The sequence below is a fragment of the Vibrio kagoshimensis genome, assembly GCF_050337535.1.
In the GTDB taxonomy this organism is placed as follows: Bacteria; Pseudomonadota; Gammaproteobacteria; order Enterobacterales; family Vibrionaceae; genus Vibrio; species Vibrio gallaecicus.
Window position 1 is genome coordinate 1 of sequence record NZ_JAKJSZ010000032.1, and the last position, 25,473, is coordinate 25,473.

At 40.3% G+C, this 25,473-nt stretch carries 21 protein-coding genes; 6 read left to right on the forward strand and 15 right to left on the reverse strand.

Annotated elements, in window-relative coordinates; genetic code table 11:
* Window positions 1-116 precede the first annotated feature (116 nt).
* Entirely contained in the window at window positions 117-326 is a 210-nt protein-coding gene (locus L4C37_RS21195) for a hypothetical protein (protein ID WP_137372605.1), read from the reverse strand.
* A 182-nt stretch (window positions 327-508) separates the two neighbouring features.
* Window positions 509-1,912 (reverse strand): aminotransferase-like domain-containing protein, encoded by a 1,404-nt coding sequence (locus L4C37_RS21200; RefSeq protein WP_137372604.1) that lies wholly within the window; start codon window positions 1,910-1,912, stop codon window positions 509-511.
* Between the two features lie 200 nt (window positions 1,913-2,112).
* Between L4C37_RS21200 and L4C37_RS21205 the strand changes: the two genes are divergently transcribed.
* The 3 genes from L4C37_RS21205 (at window position 2,113) to L4C37_RS21215 (ending at window position 5,703) form a co-directional block, all read left to right on the forward strand.
* Window positions 2,113-2,412, forward strand: a complete 300-nt coding sequence (locus L4C37_RS21205) for a hypothetical protein (protein ID WP_137372603.1) — start codon at window positions 2,113-2,115, stop codon at window positions 2,410-2,412.
* A 389-nt stretch (window positions 2,413-2,801) separates the two neighbouring features.
* On the forward strand, window positions 2,802-4,304 hold the full coding sequence (locus L4C37_RS21210; RefSeq protein ID WP_372266247.1) for an HD domain-containing phosphohydrolase: 1,503 nt from the start codon (window positions 2,802-2,804) through the stop codon (window positions 4,302-4,304).
* A 208-nt stretch (window positions 4,305-4,512) separates the two neighbouring features.
* Window positions 4,513-5,703 carry an amino acid aminotransferase gene (locus L4C37_RS21215; RefSeq protein WP_137372601.1) on the forward strand — a complete coding sequence of 397 codons (1,191 nt, stop codon included), beginning with the start codon at window positions 4,513-4,515 and terminating at the stop codon, window positions 5,701-5,703.
* Window positions 5,704-5,844: 141 nt separating this feature from the next.
* Here the strand turns inward: L4C37_RS21215 and L4C37_RS21220 are convergent, their stop codons facing one another.
* Window positions 5,845-6,468 carry an outer membrane beta-barrel protein gene (locus L4C37_RS21220; protein WP_429769882.1) on the reverse strand — a complete coding sequence of 208 codons (624 nt, stop codon included), beginning with the start codon at window positions 6,466-6,468 and terminating at the stop codon, window positions 5,845-5,847.
* Between the two features lie 157 nt (window positions 6,469-6,625).
* Here L4C37_RS21220 and L4C37_RS21225 point away from each other — a divergent pair, with 157 nt between their 5' ends.
* On the forward strand, window positions 6,626-8,515 hold the full coding sequence (locus tag L4C37_RS21225; protein WP_137372599.1) for a DUF294 nucleotidyltransferase-like domain-containing protein: 1,890 nt from the start codon (window positions 6,626-6,628) through the stop codon (window positions 8,513-8,515).
* Window positions 8,516-8,520: 5 nt separating this feature from the next.
* On the forward strand, window positions 8,521-9,237 hold the full coding sequence (locus L4C37_RS21230) for a 3'-5' exonuclease (protein WP_137372598.1): 717 nt from the start codon (window positions 8,521-8,523) through the stop codon (window positions 9,235-9,237).
* Window positions 9,238-9,352: 115 nt separating this feature from the next.
* On the opposite strand, the gene L4C37_RS21235 is transcribed toward L4C37_RS21230, so the two are convergent.
* From L4C37_RS21235 to L4C37_RS21275, 9 genes are all read right to left on the reverse strand, one after another.
* A complete protein-coding gene (locus L4C37_RS21235) occupies window positions 9,353-11,236 on the reverse strand; it encodes a methyl-accepting chemotaxis protein (protein ID WP_137372597.1) in 1,884 nt (627 codons plus the stop codon).
* A 260-nt stretch (window positions 11,237-11,496) separates the two neighbouring features.
* Entirely contained in the window at window positions 11,497-13,068 is a 1,572-nt protein-coding gene (locus L4C37_RS21240) for a BCCT family transporter (RefSeq protein ID WP_372266245.1), read from the reverse strand.
* A 265-nt stretch (window positions 13,069-13,333) separates the two neighbouring features.
* Entirely contained in the window at window positions 13,334-14,935 is a 1,602-nt protein-coding gene (locus L4C37_RS21245; RefSeq protein ID WP_372266244.1) for a BCCT family transporter, read from the reverse strand.
* Window positions 14,936-15,106: 171 nt separating this feature from the next.
* On the reverse strand, window positions 15,107-15,745 hold the full coding sequence (locus L4C37_RS21250; protein ID WP_137372594.1) for a response regulator: 639 nt from the start codon (window positions 15,743-15,745) through the stop codon (window positions 15,107-15,109).
* Complete coding sequence (locus tag L4C37_RS21255; protein WP_429769886.1) at window positions 15,738-17,093, reverse strand: cache domain-containing protein; 1,356 nt, start codon at window positions 17,091-17,093, stop codon at window positions 15,738-15,740. The genes L4C37_RS21250 and L4C37_RS21255 overlap by 8 nt, the downstream gene beginning before the upstream one ends.
* A gap of 107 nt (window positions 17,094-17,200) precedes the next feature.
* Entirely contained in the window at window positions 17,201-18,484 is a 1,284-nt protein-coding gene (locus tag L4C37_RS21260) for a TRAP transporter large permease (protein WP_273296317.1), read from the reverse strand.
* A 9-nt stretch (window positions 18,485-18,493) separates the two neighbouring features.
* On the reverse strand, window positions 18,494-19,033 hold the full coding sequence (locus tag L4C37_RS21265) for a TRAP transporter small permease subunit (protein WP_137372591.1): 540 nt from the start codon (window positions 19,031-19,033) through the stop codon (window positions 18,494-18,496).
* Between the two features lie 206 nt (window positions 19,034-19,239).
* The gene (locus tag L4C37_RS21270; protein ID WP_273296319.1) at window positions 19,240-20,337 is read right to left on the reverse strand and encodes a TRAP transporter substrate-binding protein; all 1,098 of its coding nucleotides are present in this window, start codon (window positions 20,335-20,337) and stop codon (window positions 19,240-19,242) included.
* Between the two features lie 592 nt (window positions 20,338-20,929).
* The gene (locus L4C37_RS21275; protein ID WP_137372589.1) at window positions 20,930-21,337 is read right to left on the reverse strand and encodes a MarR family transcriptional regulator; all 408 of its coding nucleotides are present in this window, start codon (window positions 21,335-21,337) and stop codon (window positions 20,930-20,932) included.
* 218 nt (window positions 21,338-21,555) lie between these two features.
* Between L4C37_RS21275 and L4C37_RS21280 the strand changes: the two genes are divergently transcribed.
* Window positions 21,556-22,245 (forward strand): DUF2982 domain-containing protein, encoded by a 690-nt coding sequence (locus L4C37_RS21280; RefSeq protein WP_137372588.1) that lies wholly within the window; start codon window positions 21,556-21,558, stop codon window positions 22,243-22,245.
* On the opposite strand, the gene L4C37_RS21285 is transcribed toward L4C37_RS21280, so the two are convergent.
* From L4C37_RS21285 to L4C37_RS21295, 3 genes are all read right to left on the reverse strand, one after another.
* Window positions 22,242-22,895, reverse strand: a complete 654-nt coding sequence (locus L4C37_RS21285; RefSeq protein WP_137372587.1) for an MBL fold metallo-hydrolase — start codon at window positions 22,893-22,895, stop codon at window positions 22,242-22,244. The two genes, L4C37_RS21280 and L4C37_RS21285, sit on opposite strands and share 4 nt — an antisense overlap.
* 214 nt (window positions 22,896-23,109) lie before the next feature.
* A complete protein-coding gene (gene mepK, locus L4C37_RS21290; protein WP_273295328.1) occupies window positions 23,110-23,658 on the reverse strand; it encodes a peptidoglycan L,D-endopeptidase MepK in 549 nt (182 codons plus the stop codon).
* Between the two features lie 174 nt (window positions 23,659-23,832).
* The gene (locus L4C37_RS21295) at window positions 23,833-25,377 is read right to left on the reverse strand and encodes a L,D-transpeptidase family protein (protein ID WP_429769890.1); all 1,545 of its coding nucleotides are present in this window, start codon (window positions 25,375-25,377) and stop codon (window positions 23,833-23,835) included.
* Window positions 25,378-25,473 lie beyond the last annotated feature (96 nt).

The following is a 25,473-nucleotide window of genomic DNA, read 5'->3' on the forward strand; positions in this document are numbered from 1 at the left end:
AATCATAATTGATTTTTTTATTCAAATAAAAAAGCTCCACCTAAATATAGTAGAGCTTTCTTTTGATGGATTATTCGCAAGAGCCTAGAACAAATGCAAAAATTAAAGACTCACGGCTAAGAGTCGATATCTTGAGAAGCTGCAAATTTGATGGCGACACCACAAATTGCAAGCATAACGAATGGGATAGCAGCGGTTGTGTATTCTGCCCAAGCCATATCTGCAAATGCTTTAGCAAGTAATACGTGTCCAATAATGAGTAATAAAGCGCATACAATAGCCACTAGAATTAACTTAACTTCATTTCCCATTTGTGTATTCAACATTGTCTTATCTCCAATTATTAATCTATATATATTGGAACACAGTTTTCGTCGAACAAAGGCGTACAGTTCTAGCGCTAACAAGCCATACAGTTTATGTGGTGAGAGCTCTGTCGATAAAATATGAATTAAACCCCTCAAGGTAGAAGACAACTGCCAAAGCGACCAAAATTAGTTATTCAGAGCTATAAATAATTAAGTCGATGTGCAAGCTTACCCAATAATCTCAACGCCTCATCCTTTTGCTCGGTGAGTTCATAGGAAAAATTCAATCTAATAGCATGATCCACACTTCCGTTTTCGCTAAACAAATCACCCGATGCAACACTTATCCCTTCTGCGATAGCTTGTTGGTAAAACGTATTACTGTCGAAAGGAGGATCAAAGCGAACCCATATAAAATACCCGCCATCTGGTTCAAGTATTTTAATATTTTGAGGAAAGTATCTTTTTAGCTGCTCAATAAACGCTTCTTTCCGCGTAATGAGATTTTTCCTTAATTTACGTAGGTGATTATCATAGCTTTCATGTGTAAGAAAGTGAGCAATGCCAAGCTGAACTGGCGCACTGCTCGACAAAGTAGACATCAATTGAAGCTTTTGTATGGGATCAGTAAAGCGCGTGCTCACCACCCAACCGACTCGGTAACCTGGACATAAACTCTTAGAATACGAACCACATAGTAATACAGAGTCTGATTTATCGAATGCTTTAAGTGGTTTAGGTTTCACTTCAGAGTAATACAAATCCCCATATACATCATCTTCAATAATGTAAGCATTATGTTGAGCCGCAATTCGAACCACTTCTTGTTTTTGCTCATTTGATAAGCTGGTTCCGGTAGGATTTTGGAATGTTGTCATCAACCAACAAGCCTTCACATCATGGCTTTCTAAAACACGTGAAAACTGTTCTATATCCAGTCCATTTTCTGGGCATACATCAACTTCAATTGGATTCAACCCTAACCTTTCAATCGCCTGCAATGCACCATAAAAAGCCGGAGACTCAATCACAACGTTATCACCCGCTTGCGTAACCGCTTGCAAGCTAAGATTAAGAGCCTCCATTGCCCCAGAAGTAATGACGATATCTTGATGGCTCACGGTGATACCCTGCTGAAGATAACGCTGTGCAATCTGGCGGCGTAATGACTCACTTCCTGGCGGAAGATTGTCTATCAAGCTAGCGCCTGTCATCTTTCGTCCTGCGCTAGCTAGGTTACGAGTCAACGCTGGAAGTGGAAATAAAGCCGGATCTGGAAAAGCGGAGCCAAAAGGAACCACCCCTTCTGCAGAGCTCGACTTTAAAAAATCAAACAATCGATCATTAATGGCTTTTTTTTCTTTGGTTTCTTCAGGCTTACTTTGAACGCCATCCACTCTTGGGGTCACAAAATATCCCGATTGAGGTTTTGCTGTTATCCAACCTTGGCTTTCCAGTAATTGATAAGCTTGAAGTACGGTGCTGTTGCTTACATTGTAGTTTCGGCAGCTCATTCGAACTGAAGGGATCTTTTCACCCGATCGCCAAGTATTATTTGCGATCTGATCTCGGATATCCTTTGCCAGTTCTTCATAACGTGCCATGTAATACAACTACCTTAATAAATTCAATCAACTGGATACTCTAACATTAAGTGAGTTCTCGAACCTACCGAACGAAACCATTGCAGTAAATTTCGGTAATTGTGTGAAATAACTCACAGATAACTTTGTCTGCTCTGCTAAGTTGGATTACATGACCTAATTAGTCATGTTTCTAACCCTACAAATTATGCGAGATAACAATGAAAAAAATAGATGCAGAACAGTTAGATTACAAAGGTGAATCAAATGGTGTTCATAGTTGGACTGCACCAAGCGGACAACCGTATTACTGGCATCCAGACTGGTTACACATTGCTGAAGATTCAACAGGTTCTCACCCAAAACAGAAACTAGAAGTAGAACAGGGACAAACAGTTTCCAAAAAACAGGCTGTTTCTGCGATTTTAAAGCACATTAATGAGTGGGCTACGGACAAGTTAGCTTCGCACCCAAATATAGAAACAGACTCTATTGAGTCACAAATAAATCTTAAAAAATAACGCGCAAACCCTATTAAATACAATTTTATCAATTGGTTATAGCTCCTAAATATCGTTAGGAGCTATTTTTATTTCTGCACTCGATTTACCTATACTTTTTATTGTTAAATTTTTTATATCATTATGTGAAATCTACCGATAGAATCCCCGGTCTTTATTCATCACAGTTATGGCTATCGCTTGCTAGCATCAACTACAATGCAGAAAACAGCGTCTAATTAGCAAAGAACTATGTCGCTAGTAAAAGAACTATATCGCTAATAAAATGCTATGCCGCTAGTAAAAAACTATGTCGAAAATAATGATATTAGTGAAAATGAGATACTAGCGTAATTAAAGCTGCGAGCATGAATAAAGGTACTAGCGCAAAATTACAAAAGGGCTTATCCATGGATAAATCAAACTATAATGCGTCTTTAACGTTCAAGTTATACGTTATTGCGGGTGCTTTATTTGGTATATATGGCGGGCGAGTATGCCCGATGTTAGAAACGCTTACTGCGCAAGAAGTCTTAACACACGTCAGTATTGTATTTTCGATCATGTTTCTGATCCGGCACTTTGTGCTCGCTACACATCCCTTAGTAAAAGAAACAAAGTTTGCTCAGTTAGACACCACTCTATTCTTTGCCGCAAGTGTCCCTTTCGCGCTCTATTACAGTATGAGTTACGATTTCCCAATAGACAGCAATCTAAAAGTGTTGTTTGGAATGTCTTTGTTCGGCTTTTTCACTGGAACGATTTTACAGCTAGTTGCTAAACTTGCTCAAATGGACGAAATGGATCGTACTGGTCAATTCGATTTTTCATTGTCAGGTCAGCGTATCTCTTTAGTAAAGCAAATGATTTGGTTAGTCGTATTGCTACTGGGTACACTAACTACAATGCTCACAATGGTTGCTGTAAAAGATGTATTTTGGTTAGAACACAACCCAGCCCGTTTGCTAGATGGAACTGGAAAAATCAGTGTAATTAAAGAGTTTATATTTCTATCTGTAGTACTGGCTGGCTATGCTGTTACCATCATGATGCTATGGAGTAAGCTCATTAAACGAGTTTTACTCAGTCAAGAGTGTTCATTAGAAAAGGTAACAAAAGGTGATACTAACGTTAGGCTGCCTATCTTTGGCTACGATGAACTCGGCTCAATGGCTTCTTTAACAAACTCGATGCTTGATAGCCTAGAGTCAGCACAAACTGAAGTAAAAACTACACGTGATGTTGCAATTGTGAGTTTATCGGCACTGGCTGAATCACGAGACAATGAAACTGGTGCTCACATATTAAGAACCCAAGAATATGTCAAAGTACTCGCCGAGCACCTCAGTTTATCTGACAAGCACTCCTCGTTACTCAGCCCTCAATATATTGAATTACTGTATAAATCAGCACCACTTCATGATGTAGGCAAAGTCGGTATTCCTGACAATGTACTACTTAAGCCAGGGAAGCTGACGGATGAAGAGTTTGAGATAATGAAAGGTCACCCTAAAATTGGTGCAGAAGCACTTTCTATAGCTGAAAAACAATTAGGAAGCAGTTCATTTCTTAGGGTCGCCAAAGAAATCTCCTTAACGCACCATGAGAAATGGAATGGCTCTGGTTACCCTAATCAGCTTTCAGGTGAAGATATCCCGTTATCAGGGCGTTTAATGGCCCTTGCTGATGTCTATGATGCTCTCATTTCAAAGCGTATCTATAAACCCGCATTTTCTCATGACAAAGCAAAAAGCATTATTCTTGAAGGTAATGGTACACATTTTGACCCTCAAGTAGTTGACGCTTTCTTAGCGGTTGAAGACAAGTTTGTGGATATCGCGTCAAATTATAAAGATGGCAAGGCTGATTTGAGTGAATTAGAGCGAGAAAGCTTCATAACCCAGCCTGTTTAATTCACTACTTACAAAACACGAAGTTCCAGCCCCTAATGAGCACCTCATTAGGGGCTTTTTTATGAAAACTTTAGTCTTGATTGAATAATCGCTCTCAAACTGACTTTTTTTTACTTTTCTGTTCGCTTCATGTTGTCTTAAAAAAACCTTACAGGTATAAATACTGGAGTTGTTACTATCCTCCCTTCAATTGACATGGATGAAGATTATGTTTGAAAAAGTTTTAGCTGCTCCTGCAGACCCAATTCTCGGACTAACTGAAGAATTTAAAAAAGATACTCGTGCTGAAAAAATTAACTTAGGTGTTGGTATCTACAAAAATGAAGACGGTCAAACTCCGGTTCTTAAAACAGTAAAGAAAGCAGAAGCTTCGCTTCTTGAGAATGAAAAAACAAAATCTTACCTAACAATTGAAGGTACTGCTGAATACGGTCTTGCCGTTCAGAAACTACTTTTCGGTGCTGATTCAGAAATCGTATCTGGTCTACGTGCTAAAACAGCTCAAGCTCCTGGTGGCACAGGTGCATTACGTGTTGCTGGTGAGTTCATCAAGCGTCAACTGGGCGATGCGAAAATTTGGATCAGTAACCCAACGTGGGCAAACCACAACGGTGTATTCGCTGCTGCCGGCATCGAAACCGCTCAATACAGCTACTACAATGCAGAAACAAAAGACAAAGATTTTGCGGGCATGGTTGCTGACTTAGAAAAAGCATCAGCTGGTGACATCGTGCTTCTACACGGTTGCTGTCATAACCCTACAGGTATCGACCCAACTGCTGATGAGTGGGAAACTCTAGCCAAATTGGTAGCAGAAAAAGAGTTACTACCTTTATTCGATTTTGCTTACCAAGGTTTTGCTAAAGGTGTTGAAGAAGATGCCGCTGGTCTTCGTACTTTTGCTAAATACAACAAAGAGATTTTAGTCGCGAGTTCTTTCTCTAAGAACTTCGGTCTATACAACGAACGTGTAGGTGCATTCACTCTTGTTGCTGAATCAGCAGATATCGCAACAACTGCATTCTCTCAAATCAAGAGCATCATCCGCTCTATCTACTCAAACCCACCAGCTCACGGCAGTGCTGTAGTTACTCATATTTTAGGTAATGCAGATTTACGAGCAGAATGGGAAGCTGAAGTTGCTGAGATGCGTGATCGCATCCAAGAAATGCGTGAGCTTTTTGTAACGACGCTAAAAGCTGAAGGTGTAGACGCAGACTTCACGTTCATCGAACGTCAAAACGGCATGTTCTCTTTCTCTGGTCTAACAAAAGAGCAAGTAACTCGACTTAAAGATGAATTTGCAATCTACATTGTAGGTTCAGGTCGAATCAGCGTTGCTGGTATGACTAAATCGAATATGGGTCCACTTTGTAAAGGTATCGCAGCCGTTTTATAACGCTGGTTGTCCAATACAAATGATCTTATCGATTATTTAATGATTAATGTAAAAAGCCAGCGCAATGCTGGCTTTTTTAATCGCTAAATTTTAAAAAGTCACAGAGCGTAAACAATGCTCCCTATGACTTTAAGAAGGAATTTAGTACTCAAGTAAGAAGTTGATGCCCAACTCGTTAGTTCTTTGTGTATTACCATCGCGGTGAGCATAAAAACCACCAATCGCAAACCGGCTTGTGACTAAATAACGCAAACTTGTTTGATAAATTTCTTCATCAATAAGATCACTTCTATTCACTTGAATACTACCACTGGCTATCCAAGACTCTGCAAAGCCATAGTTAAGCGCTACTTTCCCACCGTGAATCAGCTCTGTATCCGAAGACACTGCTACATTATTTGTATTTAGCTCAACCTTTGCTTTCGTTATACCTAAATTATATGAAGCAATAAAATCGAAATCTTGCATGAGATTATAACGATAACCGATCCCACCCATTAATGTATCAATCCGAGTAGTCGTATCATCAGGGTGGATAAACCTCGCGGTATAATCACCCATTAACAACCAATTATCATTCATCATGTAACTCACACCCAGTGCATACACGGATGCATTCGCATTTGCTGCAGCATCCTCATTTAAGCTACCAGATCCTGCTGAGGCATAAATGTAATCGTAATCAAGGATATCTGTTGGGTTTTCATTCGACCATGCTATCGATGAACAAGCCATCAATACAGTAACCAAACTATACTTGAACATTAGCCACCTCTTTAACTGATAATAAACTGACTGAACTCATAAAAAGGTAGCCTATCCATCAGACTTTAAAAAGGTTTTCGCTCACAGAATGAATTATGACGGCAATATATTTGCAATTGTTGTAACATAAAACCATACGAATTTATGGATGCCCCCTATGGAAGCCGAGCTATTAGAAATTCAAAACTTTCTAGCGCAATACCCTCCATTCAGCGAATTGTCTGAAGAAACTCTCACCATTATTACTAATAGTGTCGAAATCTCTTACTACCGACAAGGTACGCCTATTATTCATTTTGGTGACCAGATTAACGACCTCTACATGGTAAGAAGTGGTGAAGTCGAAGTATATCGTCGAAAAGGTGAGTTATATAATAGACTCGATGAAGGTCATATCTTCGGACAGATGGGGCTGCTCACCAATAATAAAGTTCGCTTTCCCGTAAAAGCAATTGAAGACACATTACTTTACTGCATTCCAGAAAGTGTATTTCAAGATTTGTACGAAAAATTCGATACTTTCGCCGATTTTGTAGAAGTAGAAGATAATGCTCGACTTCGTCAAGCCAACTCTGACAGTAACGATGCCAATGACTTGACCACTTCTAAAGTAAAGACTCTGCTCACACGTGAAGCTCCTTCTATAGATAAAAGTCATACTATCCAAGAAGCTGCGACCATGATGGCTGAAGAACACGTTTCAGCATTGCTTATTATTGATCCTGAAATTGTTGAAAATGAAGATGATGACTCAACGCCAGTAATCGGTATTATTACTGACCGTGACCTATGTACACGCGTACTCGCGCAGGGACTTGATCCTTCAGATGATGTTGCTAGTGTGATGACTCACGAAGTAATATCGCTCGATCATAACGCTTATGTTTACGAAGCAATGCTCACCATGCTTCGCTACAACGTACACCACTTGCCAGTCCTCAAAGACAGAAAGCCAATTGGTATTATCGAAACCACTGATATCGTACGTTACGAATCTCAAAACTCTCTGCTACTTGTAAGCAGTATTTTCCAGCAACAAACGATTGAAGACCTTAAAGTTCTCTCGGAACAAGTGAAAGACAGTTTTGTTCGATTAGTAAACGAAGATGCCAATGCACATATGGTTGGTACTGCAATGTCGGTAATTGGTCGCAGTTTCAAACAGCGTATTATTGAACTAGCAGAAGAATCTTTAGGTGCGCCTCCTATCCCTTATTGTTTCCTTGCTCTTGGGTCTATGGGTCGTGATGAACAATTAATTGTGACCGACCAAGATAACGCTATCATCCTTGATGACACATTCAATCATGAGAAACATAACCAATATTTTGAAGACCTTTCTAAATTCATTTGTGATGGATTGGATCAATGTGGCTATAGCTATTGTACTGGCGACATCATGGCGACTAACCCAACTTGGCGAATGACGCGTACCCAATGGGAAGAGTGCTTCGCTGATTGGATAGATAATCCAAATCCAAAAGCATTACTCAATGCATCCATATTTTTTGATTTAGACGGTGTATTTGGCCGTCTAAAATGGGCGGAACAACTAAACAGTTTCATCATTAGACGCGCTCGTAAGAATAATCGTTTCTTAGCTTGCCTAGCCAGAAATGCGTTAAACCGCACGCCTCCACTTGGTTTTTTTAAAGACTTTGTGATGGAAAAAGATGGCCGCCATAACAATTCAATTAATCTGAAAAGACGTGGTACAGCCCCACTTGCTGACCTTATTCGTGTTCACTCACTCGCGGTAGCATCACGTTCTCAGAACTCATTCGAACGTCTAGACGATATTCTCGATGCCGGCATTCTTCCAAAAGGCAGAGCTCAGGATTTAAAAGATGCCATGGAATTCATTTCTATGGTTCGAATTAGACACCAAGCTTTAGATGTCACCAATGAGATTGAACCTGACAATAATATCGAGCCAGAAAATCTCTCTGACTTTGAACGCCGCAACCTTAAAGATGCGTTCCAAATACTCAGTAACGCTCAGAACTTCTTAAAATTCCGCTACCAAGCCAACAATAGCTTTAAGTAACGCTTATGAATTCATTATTTAAGTCACCTTCTGTCGATTGGCCATTTAAATTCTCTCAGAAACTTGAGCGGGCAAAAGATGAACGTTTAAAACAGTTCTACAGTAATCCTTTACCTGCACCTGATACCCCGTTATCAGAAGTTACTTTTTTAGCATTGGACTTTGAAACAACAGGACTCAATGCGAAGAAAGACGGAATTATTACGATTGGATTAGTCCCATTTACGTTAAATCGAATCTATCTCAAAGATGCTCGCCACTGGACATTAAGACCCAGTCAGAAACTTGAAGAAGAGTCAGTGGTTATTCATGGCATTACCCACAATGACATCATAGATGCGCCTGATTTAGATGAAGTGCTTGATGAAGTACTAAAGGCAATATCAGGACATATCGTTGTGGTCCACTACCGCCGAATTGAGAGAGACTTCTTAGAGAATGCTCTGAAAGTTCGCCTAGGCGAAGGGATCGAATTTCCGGTACTCGATACATTAGAGATCGAATCACAAATTCAGCATAAAGACGCAGGAGGGCTTTGGAACAAGCTAAAAGGTAAGAAACCTAAGTCTGTTCGCCTTGGGCAAAGCAGACGTCGCTACAGTTTACCTGATTACTCGCCTCACCATGCCCTTACGGATGCAATTGCCACCGCAGAATTGTTACAGGCCCAAATCGCCCATCATTTTGATGCCAGTAAACCTATTAAAGATTTCTGGCTTTAGTTTTCATGCTAGTCACAATTTGTCTTTAAATCTCGATGACAAAAAAAGGAGCCATATGGCTCCTTTTTTGTCATGACATTCACTTAAGAATCATCAAAACTGCATCACTATCAGCTTAAAGCTTAAAGCGACGAATTTCGTTTTCTAACTCGTGTGACAATTCAGATAATTGAGCGGCTTGATCTGCAGCATCGTGCGCCTCAGTGGCAAGCTCATTAGATACGTCACGAATTCCTTCGGTGTTACGAGTGATTTCTGAAGTTACTGACGCTTGTTCTTCTGCTGCAGAAGCAATTTGCATAGCCATATCACTGATACGCTCAACCGCAGTATGGATTTGCGTTAAGCTTGCTGCTGCTGAGTTCGCATCATCTACGCTGGTTGTTGCAAGGGAACGGCTATCATTCATGATACTTACCGCTTTACCTGTTGTACCTTGCAGTAACTCAATCGTTTTCTGAATTTCTTGAGTTGATCCATGAGTACGCTGGCTCAATACTCTCACTTCATCAGCAACCACCGCAAAACCACGCCCTTGTTCACCAGCACGTGCAGCTTCAATAGCAGCATTCAGCGCTAACAGGTTTGTTTGCTCGGCAATCCCTTGGATGTTCGAAAGAATCGTATTGATGCTATTACCGTGCTCTTCAAGTTCTTGAATCACATTAGTTGCAACCTGAACCTCTTCCGCTAGGTTTTGAATTGAGCTTTGAGTTTGTGCAACTTGGTCAGTACCATGAACACTTGCTACTACTGCTTCAGAAGAGTTTTGAGCCGTATGATCTGCATTTCCTGCAATTTCTTGAGTCGCAGCTGCCATTTCATTTACAGCCGTTGCAACCATATTGATTTCATCTTGCTGTAAACGTATACGTGCACTTCTTTCTTCAGCTTGCGAAGCGGTTAAACGTGATTGTTCCGATAATGCAGCAGAAACATCGCTCAGCTTAATCACCATTTGGTGCATGTTACCTACAAAGCGGTTAAAGCTCTTAGCTAACTGACCGACTTCGTCATCACTCTTAGGCTCTAAACGCTGAGTTAAATCACCTTCACCGCCAGCGATTTCTTCTAAAGCATCTGAAACACGTTTCAAATCTCTGAATAAGAAACTCACAAGCCATGACACAAGGACAATTACAATTAGAGTAATAACAACAGCCGTTGTAATTAGCTGAGTAAGTAACGTACCGTGATTAGCCTCTTCGGTGGCTTGGTCCATCTGCACACCAAACACCCAGTTTGTATTAGGTACTTTAGTAAAATAGATAAGCTTATTCACACCACGCTCATGAATCATTTCAATGCTTCCAGTTCGCATTGACTGCTCAATAGATGCCATGGATAGGTCGTTTGAAAGCTGACTCACAGGCTTTAAGCTTAGTGACTTATCTGGGTGCGCTAAAAATGTTCCGTCGGTTGCATCAATCAGCATTGCATAAGCATTATCACCAACATCTAAGCTAATAACATCACTCACTAATTGATCAATCAATACATCCGCGCCCACTACACCTACGAAGTTACCATTGTGACGTACGGGTTCTGCGATTGTCACAAGTAGCGCTTGAGTAATTGCGTCAGTATAAGCCGTCGTGATAATTTGGCGACCGGCTGCGTTTGCTTCTTGATACCAAGGACGTTGGCGAGGATCGTAACCCGCTCGGTTACGTTCAGGATGAGAACGGTACATACCGCCTTCAGGTGTACCCAAGAAAATATCGTCAAAGCCACCGGCTGCACGAGCTTGCTTTAAGAAAGGAACAACATCATCTTCTTGTGAGAAATCATTAAATGCTGAAGCAATATCCCTACGAATATCGATCCAGTTTTTGATGCCTTCCGATGCCGCTTCAGATACGCTTTCTGCTCGTAAATATACCCCATTACGAGTTTGTTCAAAAAGCTGGTTTGCCGATAGCCAAGTTAAGGCTGTCGCCATTAATACAACCGCAGATAAGCTTGCGCCTATTAGCTTTTGCTTCAGTGTTAATGTCATTGTCAGTTACGCCATGTGTGATTGAGATCACGCGCATACTATCCAATTCAACGCACAAATTCGAGCGCTTTTGACCATTTATTTTAACAATGTAAGTATTTGTAATTGAATCCAAAAAACATGACAATTCACTGCCACAGTCAAAAATATACCAGTTTATGTTTCGTACAAAAACAAAAAAAGCAGATGAAATATTCCACCTGCCTTTCTTATATATTTTGATTAGCTATCTAATCATATTCACTTATTATATCGATGAATTAACGCTTCTCAGTACGCATACCCATCAATAAGCTAACACACATCATAAGTAGAATAATGGTAAATGGCAGCGCTGTAGATATCGCACCCGCTTGTAGTGCTTGAACCGCTTCTGTGCCGCCAACCCAAAGTAATGCAACCGCAATTGCGCCTTCAAGGAAAGCCCAAAATACACGTTGTAATACTGGAGCGTCCACTTTACCACCAGCGGTAATGCTATCAATAACCAGTGAACCACTGTCTGATGAAGTGATAAAGAAGACTAATACAAGAACAACCGCGATAATAGACAACATGTTACCAAACGGGAGTGAATCAAACATTTGGAACATTGCCAACGACATATCTGTTAAGCCTTTTGAACCTAACTCGCCTACGTTGTTTACAACTTGATCAATTGCCAACCCACCAAATACTGACATCCAAATTAATGTCACTGACGTCGGTACAATAAGTACTGCAGTCAAGAATTCACGAACGGTACGACCTTTAGAAACGCGAGCAATGAACATACCTACGAATGGTGACCATGAAATCCACCAAGCCCAGTAGAATACAGTCCAACCTTGGAACCAAGCTTCATCATCACGACCATGTGGGTTACTTAGAGGAATTAAGTTTTCTAAATACGCCATTAATGTCGTAGGGATTGAACCAAGTGATACTGCATAGCCGATCATGCCAACTAGAATAAGAAGTAAGAATGCAATAATCATGTTGATGTTACTGATTACTTTTACGCCACCATCAATGCCGCGCAGAACAGAAACAACAGCTAATAGGGTAACAACAGAAATTACAGCAATTTGAAGCCCTAGACCTGAGTCAGTCCCAAATACATGATGTATACCACTTGCCGCTTGCTGAGCACCTAAACCAAGGGATGTCGCAAGACCAAACAATGTTGCTAATACCGCTAAGATATCGACAATGTGACCAGCCCAACCCCATGCTCTATCTCCTAAAATAGGGTAAAAGATCGAACGGATAGAAAGCGGTAAGCCTTTATTATAAGTAAAAAATGCCAGTGATAGTGCTACAACACCATAAATAGCCCATGGGTGTAGACCCCAGTGGTACATAGTTGCACCTAGAGCTAAGCGGGCCGCTTCTGGAGTATTAGGTTCCACACCTAATGGTGTTTCATACCAGCCTGTGAAGTAAGCAATAGGCTCAGCAACACTCCAGAACATAAGACCAATACCCATACCCGCAGCAAACAGCATTGAAAGCCACGACATAAATGAGTAATCAGCAGTAGCATCAGAGCCACCCAAACGAATTTTACCAAACGGTGAAACAATCAGAGCCAAACAGAAAATAACAAAAATGTTTCCAGCCCAAATGAATAACCAATCAAACGAACCAATAATCTGCCATTTGATTCCATCCAACGCCGCTTTTGCAGTCGCAGCATCAGTAACCATTACTACAATTAGAAATAGTGCAATAAAACCCGCGCTAATCCCAAAAACAGGGTTATGTACATCAAACCCCCACTTTTGAACATTATCTTGACCAACAGTGTAATCCGTACTGTCGATACTGTATTTATCTATACCTTTAGTCATTATTCCTCTCTTTGGAATACTACTAATATCCCTTATTACCTTGTGACTGTACAAACGAACTTCATCATCGATCCAAGCTGAATAAGCTCGTTTTCACAATAATTCATATACTTGGATGCACATATTCTAGCAGCTTAGTGCTATTTTTTCAGCAAACAGAAGTGAGTTCGTCGACAATTTGACCACTAAACAATATTGTATAAATTTTGCATACAAAAAAGGTCGAGTAGCTCGACCTTTATTATTATGATTTTTTCTATCAGCTTTACTGACTAGTACTACTTTCTAACTTCATCAATTGATTTTCAGTACGTAAGCCAAGTAATAGGCTTAAGCACATCAACAACAGGATGAAGGTAAACGGTAATGCCATTGATACTGTACCAGCTTGCAAAGCTTGAATAGACTCAGTACCACCAACCCACAATAGTACAGCAGCGATAGCTCCGCCAATAACAGCCCAGAAAACACGCTGTGGTACAGGTGCATCAACTTTACCGCCAGAAGTAATACTGTCGATAACTAGCGAGCCCGAATCTGAAGATGTAATAAAGAACACCAGAATCAATACGATAGAAACCACTGATAATATTGAACTCATTGGTAGTGCATCATAAGTATGGAACAGAGAAAGAGTGATGTCTTGAAGACCATTAATACCTATCTCGCCCACTTTATTGACTACTTGATCAATCGCAATGCCACCAAAAATAGCCATCCAGATAACGATAACCGTTGTTGGGATGAACAACACTGCAACCATAAACTCACGAATGGTACGACCTTTAGAAATACGAGCGATGAACATGCCTACGAATGGTGACCATGAGATCCACCAAGCCCAGTAAAATACAGTCCAACCTTGCATCCAAGTTTCATCATCACGACCGTGCGGGTTACTTAGCGGAATAAAGTTCTCAATGTAGCCCATTAAAGCTGTTGGAATTGCTTTGATACCCGCCATGCCACCAGCAATAGCGACAAAGACCAACAAACCAAAGGCCACCACCATATTAATGTTACTTAGTAACTTAACACCACCATTGATACCTCGAATAACAGACATCGTCGCTAGAGCTGTTACAACTGCAATCACAACAAGCTGCATACCAATACCACCATCGGTACCAAATACATGGTTAATACCACTTGTCGCTTGTTGAGCTCCTAGCCCTAAAGACGTTGCTAAACCAAATAATGTTGCTAGTACGGCTATGATATCAACAATATGACCAAACCAACCCCACGCTCTATCACCTAATAATGGGTAGAAGATTGAACGAATTGAAAGAGGCAAGCCTTTGTTAAAAGTGAAAAACGCGAGAGCAAGTGCTACTACTGCGTAAATAGCCCAGCCATGCAAACCCCAGTTATAAATAGTTGCGCCTAACGCCAGCTTTACAGCTTCAGGTGAATGAGCTTCAACACCAAGAGGCGTTTCATACCAACCAGTGAAATAAGCAACAGGCTCTGCCACACCCCAGAACATCAGCCCAATACCCATACCTGAAGCGAATAGCATCGACATCCAAGATAAGTTTGAGTGCTCTGCTTTGGCATCATTGCCACCAAGGCGGATTTTACCGTAAGGGGAGACAATGAGGGCAAAACAGAAAATCACAAAGAGATTTGCAGACCACATGAAGAAGCCATCGAAGTTACCAAGAACTTTCCACTTCATGCCATCAAGGGCGGCTTTTGCTGTTTCTGAATCAGCAACAAGCAGTGCAACTAAAAATAAAATAATTGCGCCAGCACTAATTCCAAATACAGGGTTATGTACATCAAAACCCCACTTCTGGACGTTGTCTTGACCTACTGTGTAATCAGTATTATCAATACTATACTTATCCTTTACAGGCTCCATTTTCCCTCTCTAATTTGCGGCACCTTAAATTAGCAATATTGCATTCGGTGCGTAAATTCCGTCGAGAATAGTATCAATATGTCGCAAAAAAACTAAATAAACCTCCAAAATACTGGGCTAACCAGCAATAAAAGTAATTAAATTACACTTTTACCGTAATTTAGCGTAAAATCATTCAACTAAGCCCAAATTTACAGCATATTTTGCCAACTCTGCAGTTGAGTGAATATCAAGCTTATGCTTAATGTTATGCCTATGGGTTTCTACCGTTCGATAACTTATATTCAATTGATGCGCAATCTTCTTACTGCTCTCCCCTCCCGCAACTAATTTCAATACTGCTTCTTCCCTTCTTGTTAATGGATTTTTCAGCGATTGAGTGGGTTTTACAGGTTGAGAAAATAAATTTTGAGTCACTTTTTCACAAAAGTATGTTGAACCTTGATTCACTGTTTTAATCGCTTGCACCATCTTTTCTGATGATATTTCTTTCAACATGTACCCAACCGCCCCCGATTGCATCACCTTCATAATATATTCACGATTATTATGCATCGTCAGCATCAGGATTTTTGCATCAGGTTGAGATTCTTTGATCAAGTGCGTTGCGTCTATACCGTTCATAATAGGCATACTAATGTCCATGAGGGTGACGTCAGGTTTTAATTGCTTAACAAGTTCAACCGCCTCCAACCCATTGCTCGCAGTGCCAATCACATCTATATCAGGTTCTAAACTTAACCTTGCCATAAAGCCATCGAGCACAACTTGGTGATCATCCACTATCACCACTTTAATCGCTTCACTCATACACCAATCCTTCTAGTGTTAATAACACGGTTATTTCTGTACCAAAGCCTGTCTCTGCAACCAATTCAAACTCACCTCCAATGAACTCGACTCTCTCTCTCATATTCCTCAAGCCGATTCCACGTTTGTGCATGACACTTTGGGCGTTAAAGCCTACTCCATCGTCCCTAATCATTAACTGGAGCATATTGCCCATTTGATGCAAAACGACAGTCACTTTTTTCGCTTGTGCATGTTTTTCAATATTATTCAGTGATTCTTGAACCACTCTATAAAGCGTAGTCGCCGCTTCAGATTTTAACTTCCCAGTTTGAGTACTAAAGAAAGTTTCAACCTCCACACCTGAATGAGCTTTAAAATCAATCAATAAACTCGATAAAGCAGCTTCTAAGCCTATGTCATCTAAAGCACTAGGACGAAGCTTATGTGAAATGTTCCTAACTTCATCAATGGCAGTCATCAACGAATGCTGTGATTTATCTAAATAAACCCGTAGCTCTTCATCTTGAATTTTATGATTCAAAAGCTCTAAATGGCACTTGCTGGAAACAAGCAGTTGATTAATTCCATCATGTAATTCACGAGCTAAGTGTTTCTTTTCATCCTCTTGAAACATCACAGTCTTATGCGCTAGTTCTTTTAAATTATTATCGGCAATCTTATGTTCACGCATATTAATGGCGAGAGTAAGTACGATAATCACTGCTACAGTGACACATAGAATCACCATGATAGAAAAGAAGGTTGTCTCAATATTTTTATTGATCGCCGCCTGCATATTTGCGACTTCTTGGCTAACATCTTCAATATAAAGACCTGTCCCCACCATCCAGTCCCACTTATCTAGCCACTCGGCATAACTCAATTTAGAGACGACTTCGCCTGTCGAGGGTTTCTGCCATAAGTATTGATGAAAACCACCGCCAGATTTGGCCTCTCGCAGTAAGGCTTCAATTAAGTAATCCCCATCATTATCTTGTATATGTAGCAAATTCCGACCGACAAGCTCAGGTAAGATGGGGTGAACCAGATTAGTTCCTTCGCTATCGTAAGCAAAAAAATACCCATCAGATCCATACCTTAGCTTGGTAAGAATGCTGCGCACTTCATCTTTGGCTTCTGCTTCAATAGCATTAGGATCATTATAGATATGAGAGATAGCATCAAACGCGAGATCAACACTGTCTTTCAGCGCGCTCTCTTTTGATTTGATCAAACTATCCCTAAAAATTTCGACTTCTTTCTCACCGAGTGTTTTAGCCTGATGTAGTGAAATCCAGCTAATACTGGCAGATACAATTAATAAAGGCAGTAAGGTAAGCAAGATAAGCTTGGCTTTTAGAGGCATTCCTTTTCCTCATAAAAAAACTGCTCACTGATTATTCAGCAAGCAGTTTTACTTTATCAAATTTATTAACACTCTATGAAATCATTCGTCTACATTATCGAATCTGGTCACATACCGTAAAACCCAGGGAAAACGAGTAATGAGGCTAATACTAAAATTTGAATGGCGATGAATGGCATAACACCACGGTAAATATCCTGAGTCGTTACACCTTTTGGAGCAACCCCTTTAAGATAAAATAGGCTGAATCCGAATGGCGGAGTTAAAAACGACGTCTGAAGGTTCATTGCAATTAAGATCGCGAACCAAGTCATATTGATACCCATAAGCTCAGCAACAGGGGCAATAATAGGTACGATAATAAAACAAATTTCAACAAAATCGATAAAGAAGCCCAGGATCAAAATAACTAACATAGTGATGATCAAAAAGCCCCACTTATCCCCCGGAATAGCAAGCATCCATTCTTCAACTAAATAGTCTCCGCCAGTGTAAGTAAATGCCATAGAGAAGGCTGTCGCACCAAGTAAAATAGCAAAAACCATTGCTGTTACTTTTACCGTTTCTTTTGATGCATCGAAAATCATGCCCCAGCTAAATTGACCATATAAAAACGCAAGTACAATAGCGCCCGCACCACCAAGAGCTGCTGATTCCGTAGGTGTGGCTACACCAGCAAAGATAGAGCCAAGAACAACAATAATTAATGCAAGAGGTGGAATGATGGCTTTAAGTGCTTTAACAACCTCTTCTTTACGGCTAATTGAATCATCCCGTTCAATCGGTTGTGCAGATTCAGGGTTCAGCTTGGCATAAATCAAAATGTAAACAATATACGCCCCGACCAGCATGACACCCGGCCATATTGCGGCTTGAAATAAATCACCAACAGGTACACCAAGTACATCACCTAAAAGGATAAGTACAATAGATGGTGGAATAATTTGCCCTAAAGTTCCTGACGCACAAATTGTTCCGCACGCTAACCCTTTATCATAATTATATTTAAGCATTACAGGCAGGGAAATTAACCCCATTGCGACAACCGATGCCCCAACGACCCCAGTAGAGGCAGCAAGTAATGAACCCACTAAGACAGTCGAAATAGCGATACCACCACGTACACCGCCAAATAAGCGCCCCATTGATTCTAATAACTGCTCAGCTAAACGCGTTTTTTGGAGAACCAAGCCCATAAAAACAAAAAGTGGGACGGCCATCAGTACCGTGTTTTCCATGATTGATTGAATTCGATAAGGCATAAAGGCGAACATTTCGATCCCTTCTGCCCAAACACCGAAAATTAATGCAATACCACCAAAAGTAAAAGCAACCGGAAACCCTAAAAGCAGTGCAAATAGAGCGACAAAAAACATAATAATTCCAATCATCATCGTCTCCTATTTAGGCTGATTAAAGTTCGCATGAACTAAATGAGGGTTAATAATCTTATTCAACGAATGCAGAATAAGCCCGACACCACTGAGTGCCATTAAGAAGAAAGAAAGCGGAATCATAGCTTTAATTATCCAGCGGTAATGCAGACCTCCAGGGTCTCCTGAGATCTCACCTAATTCGTAACTTTCTCTCGCAAAATCGATTCCATACCAACCAACAAGCAGGCAAAAAGGAAGTAAGAAAATGAAAGTGCCGAGTAAATCAATAATGGCTTGTGCTTTGAAGGAAAGTCTTTCGTAAAATACATCCACACGTACATGCCCACCAGCCTTTATCGCGTATGGAACACCTAATAAAAATACTGCTGAAAATAAATGCCACTCCATCTCTTGGAAAGCGATTGAAACATCATTAAAGGCATAACGCATCACAACGTCATACACCACATTTGCAACCAACAGTATAAATAGCATGCTGGATAACCAGCCAAGTGCATCACCAATGCGGTTAAACAGTCGCTCAATGTAAATCAAACTTCTCATTTCCGACTCCATGGAATTGAAAAAGCACCACCACAAATTAGTAGTGGTGCTAAAAAGGTTCTTGGACTTCGGTACTAGGCAAGGCCTCTGTACCATTTTTATTGTTGTTAATTATTAAAAAAATTGTTCTATGGCGTTTAAGTCGTTCTGTAAGGAACTTCGTCCCAAGCTTTCGTTAAGCGCCATTTATTATTGTTATTTAACTGCTATTTTTTCGCCTGGCTGTTCAAGTAAGCACGGTGTGAAATATCAGTCCACGAACGTACTTGTTGTAAGTAATCAGATTGAGATTTCTGAATTTCTTTCGCCAGTGCATCTTTTTCGGCGTGTTTAGCAAGTAAACGGTCATTCGCTTCTTGCAGAGCAGCCATTACTGAAGGTGGGAAATCTTTAACTTGAACATCAGGGTATTCTGTTTTCATCGATACCCAGTTTTTGCCACTTTCATGAGTTGCTTGTGTATACATGTCATAAGCGGCTGTACGCATTGCGACACGTAAGATTTCTTGTAGGTCTTCAGGTAATTTATTCCACGTACGTTTGTTCACTAGGAACTGAAGTTCAGAACCTGGCTCATGCCAACCGGTGTAGTAGTAAGGGGCGATTTTGTGGAAACCCATGCGTAAATCTAGTGATGGACCAACCCATTCAAGAGCATCAATGGTTCTACGCTCTAAAGAAGTGTATAGCTCACCAGGGGCAATATTCGTTGGTTTTGCACCAAGCTCTGCCAAGATTTCTCCAGCAAAGCCAGGGATACGCATCTTAAGACCTTTCAAGTCTTCAACACTGTTAATCTCTTTTTGAAACCAACCGCCCATTTGGATATCTGTATTACCACCAGGGAAAGACATCAGGTTATGCGGAGAATAAACTTGCTCCATAAGTTCCATACCACCACCGTGGTAGAACCAAGCATATTGCTCTGCAGGTGTCATACCGAAAGGCATAGAGGTGAAATACAGCGTATTTGGCACCTTTCCTTTCCAGTAGTAAGAGCCCGAGTGCCCCATATCATACTGACCTGACTTAACCATATCGAATACACCAAGTGGTGCTTTATGTTTATTCGCAGAATCAATTCTTATCTGCAAACGTCCATTCGACATTTTCTCAGCCATTGCAGCCATGTTTTTAGTCGCATCACCAAATACTGGGAAGTTAGGTCCCCACGTTTCAGCCAGTTTTAAGCGGTAAACTTTATCAGCAGCAGTCGCACCTGTAGCAACTAAAGCGAAACAAGCAGCAGCAGTTACTGCAACATTTTTAAAAACTCGTTTCAGTGAGTGTTGGATAAGACTCATGTTCACGTCCTTGGTTAGTTTCAGATACTCTTTCAATGAGCATTTTATGATTCCAAACAAGAATGGACGCTTTAGGAACAATAAGAAATCAGCGCTATCACGCACCTAAATTTAGACAAACAAAGGGCATTAGACCAAAGGGTTAAGTACTTATACGTAGGATTTTAGATAGCTTGACTTAGTTTCAATAAGTTACAACTAAACCGAAACAGATCTAAGATAGGAATACGTACGTAGTTACTTATATTGATAATTAACATCATGTACCCAATTCGTGATTTGTGTCGGGTATTAAGCGCTAAACAACGTGTAGTGAGTTAAAAGCTTCTATTTGTGTGAAGAGAACCAATCTCCAATTAGATGTGACTAAGTAGGGTCAAAACCTACTTGATATTCACCAGAGCACTCAAACACCAAGAAGTAGAGAACTAGAGCCAGTCAAAGTTTTGTTTACAATACTGAAAGTAGTAGGGAAATAAGAAGGTTTATAGTTGAACGTTAATAAAAACAAAAAAGCCTCGAAAATCGAGGCTTTGAATTTGTATAACTGAGTCACTTAATCTCAAACAATGAGATCAGCGAGCATTGTCAATTAGATAGCTTTGTAAATAACTTTGTTACCTGCAAGCTGCTCTTTCGCTACTAGATTTTCTTCTAGAAGTTTTTTCAATGCGCCTGTAGCCCATGAAGCTGCTTTTGCATCTTCCTGACCAGCTTCTAAGCCGATACCTTTAGGGTTAATACCTTCAGCATTTTTCACAACAATGTCTAGTACTTGTTGCTGCTTAGGTGTCAGTGCAACATCTACTTTTTTCGCTGCTGCTACTGCTTTTGTTACCGCTGGTTTTGCTGCTACAGTTTTTTCTGCGACAACTTTCTCTGCGACAGGCTTCGCCGATTTAGGCGCTACTGCTGCTTTTGCAACTTCTACATTAGCAACAGCCGCTTTAATACGTTTTTGCAGTTTAGCCTGCACCTTACGCTTATGAGCAAGTCTCATTGAATATTTCTCCAGTTCACTGCTCTTGCGCAGTGGTGAAAATTTGAAGCGCGATTTATACCAAAAAACAGGAGCTATTTGTAGAGTGAAGAGCCGAAAGTCGACGAAAAATACGTATATTGTTTATCAGCGTCTATTATTTAATCATCGTTTTATTAAATAAGGGCTTATATACTGGTTATCCATCCATTGGTGATATATGAAACATGGTGCTACCTATGAATACTCGCCACCTTAGCAATTTTACACTGCCGTCTTGGCATTACTTCATCAAACCGATCGGTTACTTTTTTGCACTGTTTTTCATCTTTTTTCTGATTTACAACGAATATAGAAAACCCATGCTGGTGACTATTCTAACTTTAACCAGCATTCTCTTTAGCATTTATTACTTTGCTTTGCGTAGCCATGTCATGATCACACTCACTTCTACACATCTACAACAGCACTTTTTCAAAGGTGGATGGGTCGTAAAATGGGATAACGTACAAGAGGTTTCAATATGTACATTTCAACAAGATGGTTGGCACGAGCCACTACCTTGGATAGGAATAAAACTTAAACACTACAAGCCCTATTTAGACTCAATCTGCCCAAAAGTGGCCTGTGAGCTATTACTCAGCCAAAGAGGGTTACTGTATTTAGGGGCTAAACAAGCTGGAAGCGAAGCTAAGTTCGAAGATATAGTTTTAGATTCTAATAACTATATAGACAAAAGCCCTGCACATACCGCCTATACAGGCATGCTGGCTATGTTAGCGAATAGAATGAAACATCAGAGAAGCTATCACGGCTTTGATATATTTATCGCGACAAATGAAATAAATATGAGTGGGGAGGAGTTTGTCGGCTTAGCTCGACGCTACCTTGCAGCCGCCGAGCTTACTAACACAAACGAAATGAATTAGTACAATGGCATTTCATCAGCTACAAATGGGTTAGATACTCGCTCTCGACCAAATGTAGACTCAGGACCGTGACCTGGAACAAACGTTACGTCTTTTCCGAGTGGCCATAATTTTGTCTTAATTGATGATATCAGAGTGTTAAAGTCACCTTGGGGAAAGTCAGTACGACCGATAGCACCGTTGAACAATACATCACCAACGAAAGCCAAGCGTGCTTCATCACTAAATAAAATAACGTGACCAGGCGTGTGACCAGGAGTATGAAGAACATCAATTTTCTGATTACCAAACGTAACTAGGTCACCTTCTTCAAGCCACTGATTAGGTTCGAATGCTTTACAAAGCGGGAAGCCAAACATTTGGCTTTGCCCTTCCAGACCTTGCAGCCAGAAAAGGTCAGCTTTATGCGGGCCTATAACCTCTACATTCAAGATTTCAGCCAGTGGCTCAGTTCCACCAACATGATCTAAGTGCCCGTGAGTTAATACCAAATTAACAACTTTAACGCCAAGTTCTTCAATAATCGCAGCAAGTTGTTTAACATCGCCACCGGGATCAACCACAATGCCTTCCATCGTTTCATCACACCAAACAATAGAGCAATTTTGAGAAAATGAAGTGACAGGCACTACTTGATATTTAAGAGACATAGATAAACCTTTGAAAGCAAACTTGATAATTGGCTATATGAATTGCCAATATGAACACCGTAAAAGATAAAAACGCTTACAGTGAGCTATAAATTTAAAGGCAAACTATGACATTGGACACTCATTTTGACAAGCTCAAGAATTTACCTTCAACCTGTGCAATAAAAAATGCACACCGAGTTTTAATTAATTACTTTTTCTTGTCACGTGAGTCTTACCAACTGCGAACAGGACCTGTATCTATATGAATAAAATCGCTTTTCGCATAGTAGCCAACACCACCTGCTTGAAGGCTTTTCGCCGCATCTCTGACTTCCTTTAAATTCACGCCACTGAGCCTAAAATCCAAAGCACGACCTTGCATATGATAGCTTTTCTTTGCTACCCCGCTAGATTTAGAACGAAGGCTTTCATTCGTAGCAGGCGAACGGTAACCAGAAATGATTTGAACCTCAGTATTCACACCAAGCAGATTCTGGATACTGGATAATTGGTCAAACAGACCTTTATCCATTGGATGAATCTCATTTCTACGGAAATCACGGCACAGCTTACTGATACGAGCCATTTCATCGCTTAAATAATTTACACCATCGAAATAGCAAGTTTCTAGCGTTTCACCAGTATGCAAATTATTCATTGCAATGGTTCTTGGCTTATCTGGGTAAGAAGCAAAAGCAGTAGAAGGAACAATAGAAGCAATTACAACACTACCGCCAGCCATAGATAAAAATTGGCGGCGAGAGAAAACATTTTGAGACATACAGCAAATTGACCCATCTAAATTGAACAAAAAACGGACAATACAGAAGGTTTTTTTATGAGTCAATTCGATGAAACACGAGAGAAAGGCAGAATGAGTAATCAAACTGCCTTTAGTTATTGAAACTGTTTATGAATTTTTCACAAAGCGACAAATGTTAAAATTGAGTCAAGATCACCCTTCATTACTCATGCTGTCGTATTTGTAAATATCACTCCGGTACTGGATACCTTCATCTTCAAATAAAACCGTTTGGTAAATAATATGCACTGGAATGCGCTTTCTTAACTGAACTCTAGTATTTGCTTTGAGAGCCGTGCTGTCTTCAAAATTTTTCTTTGTATGCTTCTGTATTAATAACTCTGCGAACTCTTCAGCATCCTCCACTCGAACACAGCCAGAGCTGTATGCCCGTCGGTCAGTATCGAATAAACCTTTACTTGGGGTATCGTGTAGATAAATAGCACGTCGATTAGGGGTGTTAAATTTGTATAACCCTAGCGCATTTTTCACTCCGGCTTGCTGGCGCATCTTATATGGGAATGCTCTAGGGTTAATACTTGCCCAATCAATATCATCTGGATTCAATGACTCAGGTGAGCGCCATTTTTCAATAACTTCAAAATTGTGCCTTTGCAGGTAAGTATTATCCGCTTTAACTTTAGGCAATATGTCTTCAACCATTATTTTCCAAGGCACATTCCAAGTCGGATTCAAAATCACAGAATCCAATTTTGTCGTTAATAACGGTGTCTTTCTAGATAGCTTTCCAACCACAACTTTAGACTCAAACACTTCCTCACCATCAGACCAATATTTCATATCAAAACTAGGGACATTAACTAGAATCATGGAGTCTCGTTCCTGCGGCCATAATCTAGCCCGCTCGGCATTTAGCGATAAACTATGTAAGCGCCTTTCTGGGCTCATGTTTATCCACGCCATCGTTTTAGGTCCTATAACTCCATCAGCCTTTAAACCATGCATAGCCTGAAAATCTAATAGTGCAACTTCGAGTGTTTCATCAAAATAAACAATATCTGGTTCAATCAACTGGGTATTAATGCCGACTAAAGACATTCTTTTAATCAGAGAGCTTCGGTCAAGTAACTCGTCACCTTTACGTTTTAGTCCCAACTGATGATAAAGCTCAATAGGCTCGACAATAGAATCTTCCAAAAGTGAATATGAATGTTTAAATTGCTTATAATCGCCGACAGGGGGCGCATAAGAAAGCACAAACTCCTTGAGAGTATTGGATTCCAAGTTTCGCTTTAGGTTGAACAACAAGTGTGGGGAAGGCTTAGGAAGCTTTGCATGAAGTTTATCCTCAAAATACCAAGGCTTACCTATCAAAGGTGCATTTTCAGAATAACTGAGGTAAAAGATCAAAGTATCCATTGAAAGGATATCATGCTCAAACCAAAGCTCTTGCTCTCTATAAAATCTCAGCCTTTTCAACTGACGCTCAAATAAAGGGCTTATCTCAGAACGGTCGATAATTGATAGTTGAAATTCAAGCATTTCAGAAGCTTCAGAGTCATTCCACAATAAGGCAGAAGATGAATCAGTATAAAAGCTTTCTGTGAGTTCAGGATAAAGAACATAAAATTTAAGAGAAGAACTTTCAGGTATCCACCCTCTCTCATATAAGCCCGTCAAACTCCAAACTTGAAAAGAAGTCAGAAGTAATAATCCGCAAAACAATCTCACTAACATAGCACGCTCCATACCCACCAATCTTAAGTATGGCAAAGAAATGGGCGTACCAAGTATTAATTAGGGACTATATTAATTTTGAGACTATCCAAGCTA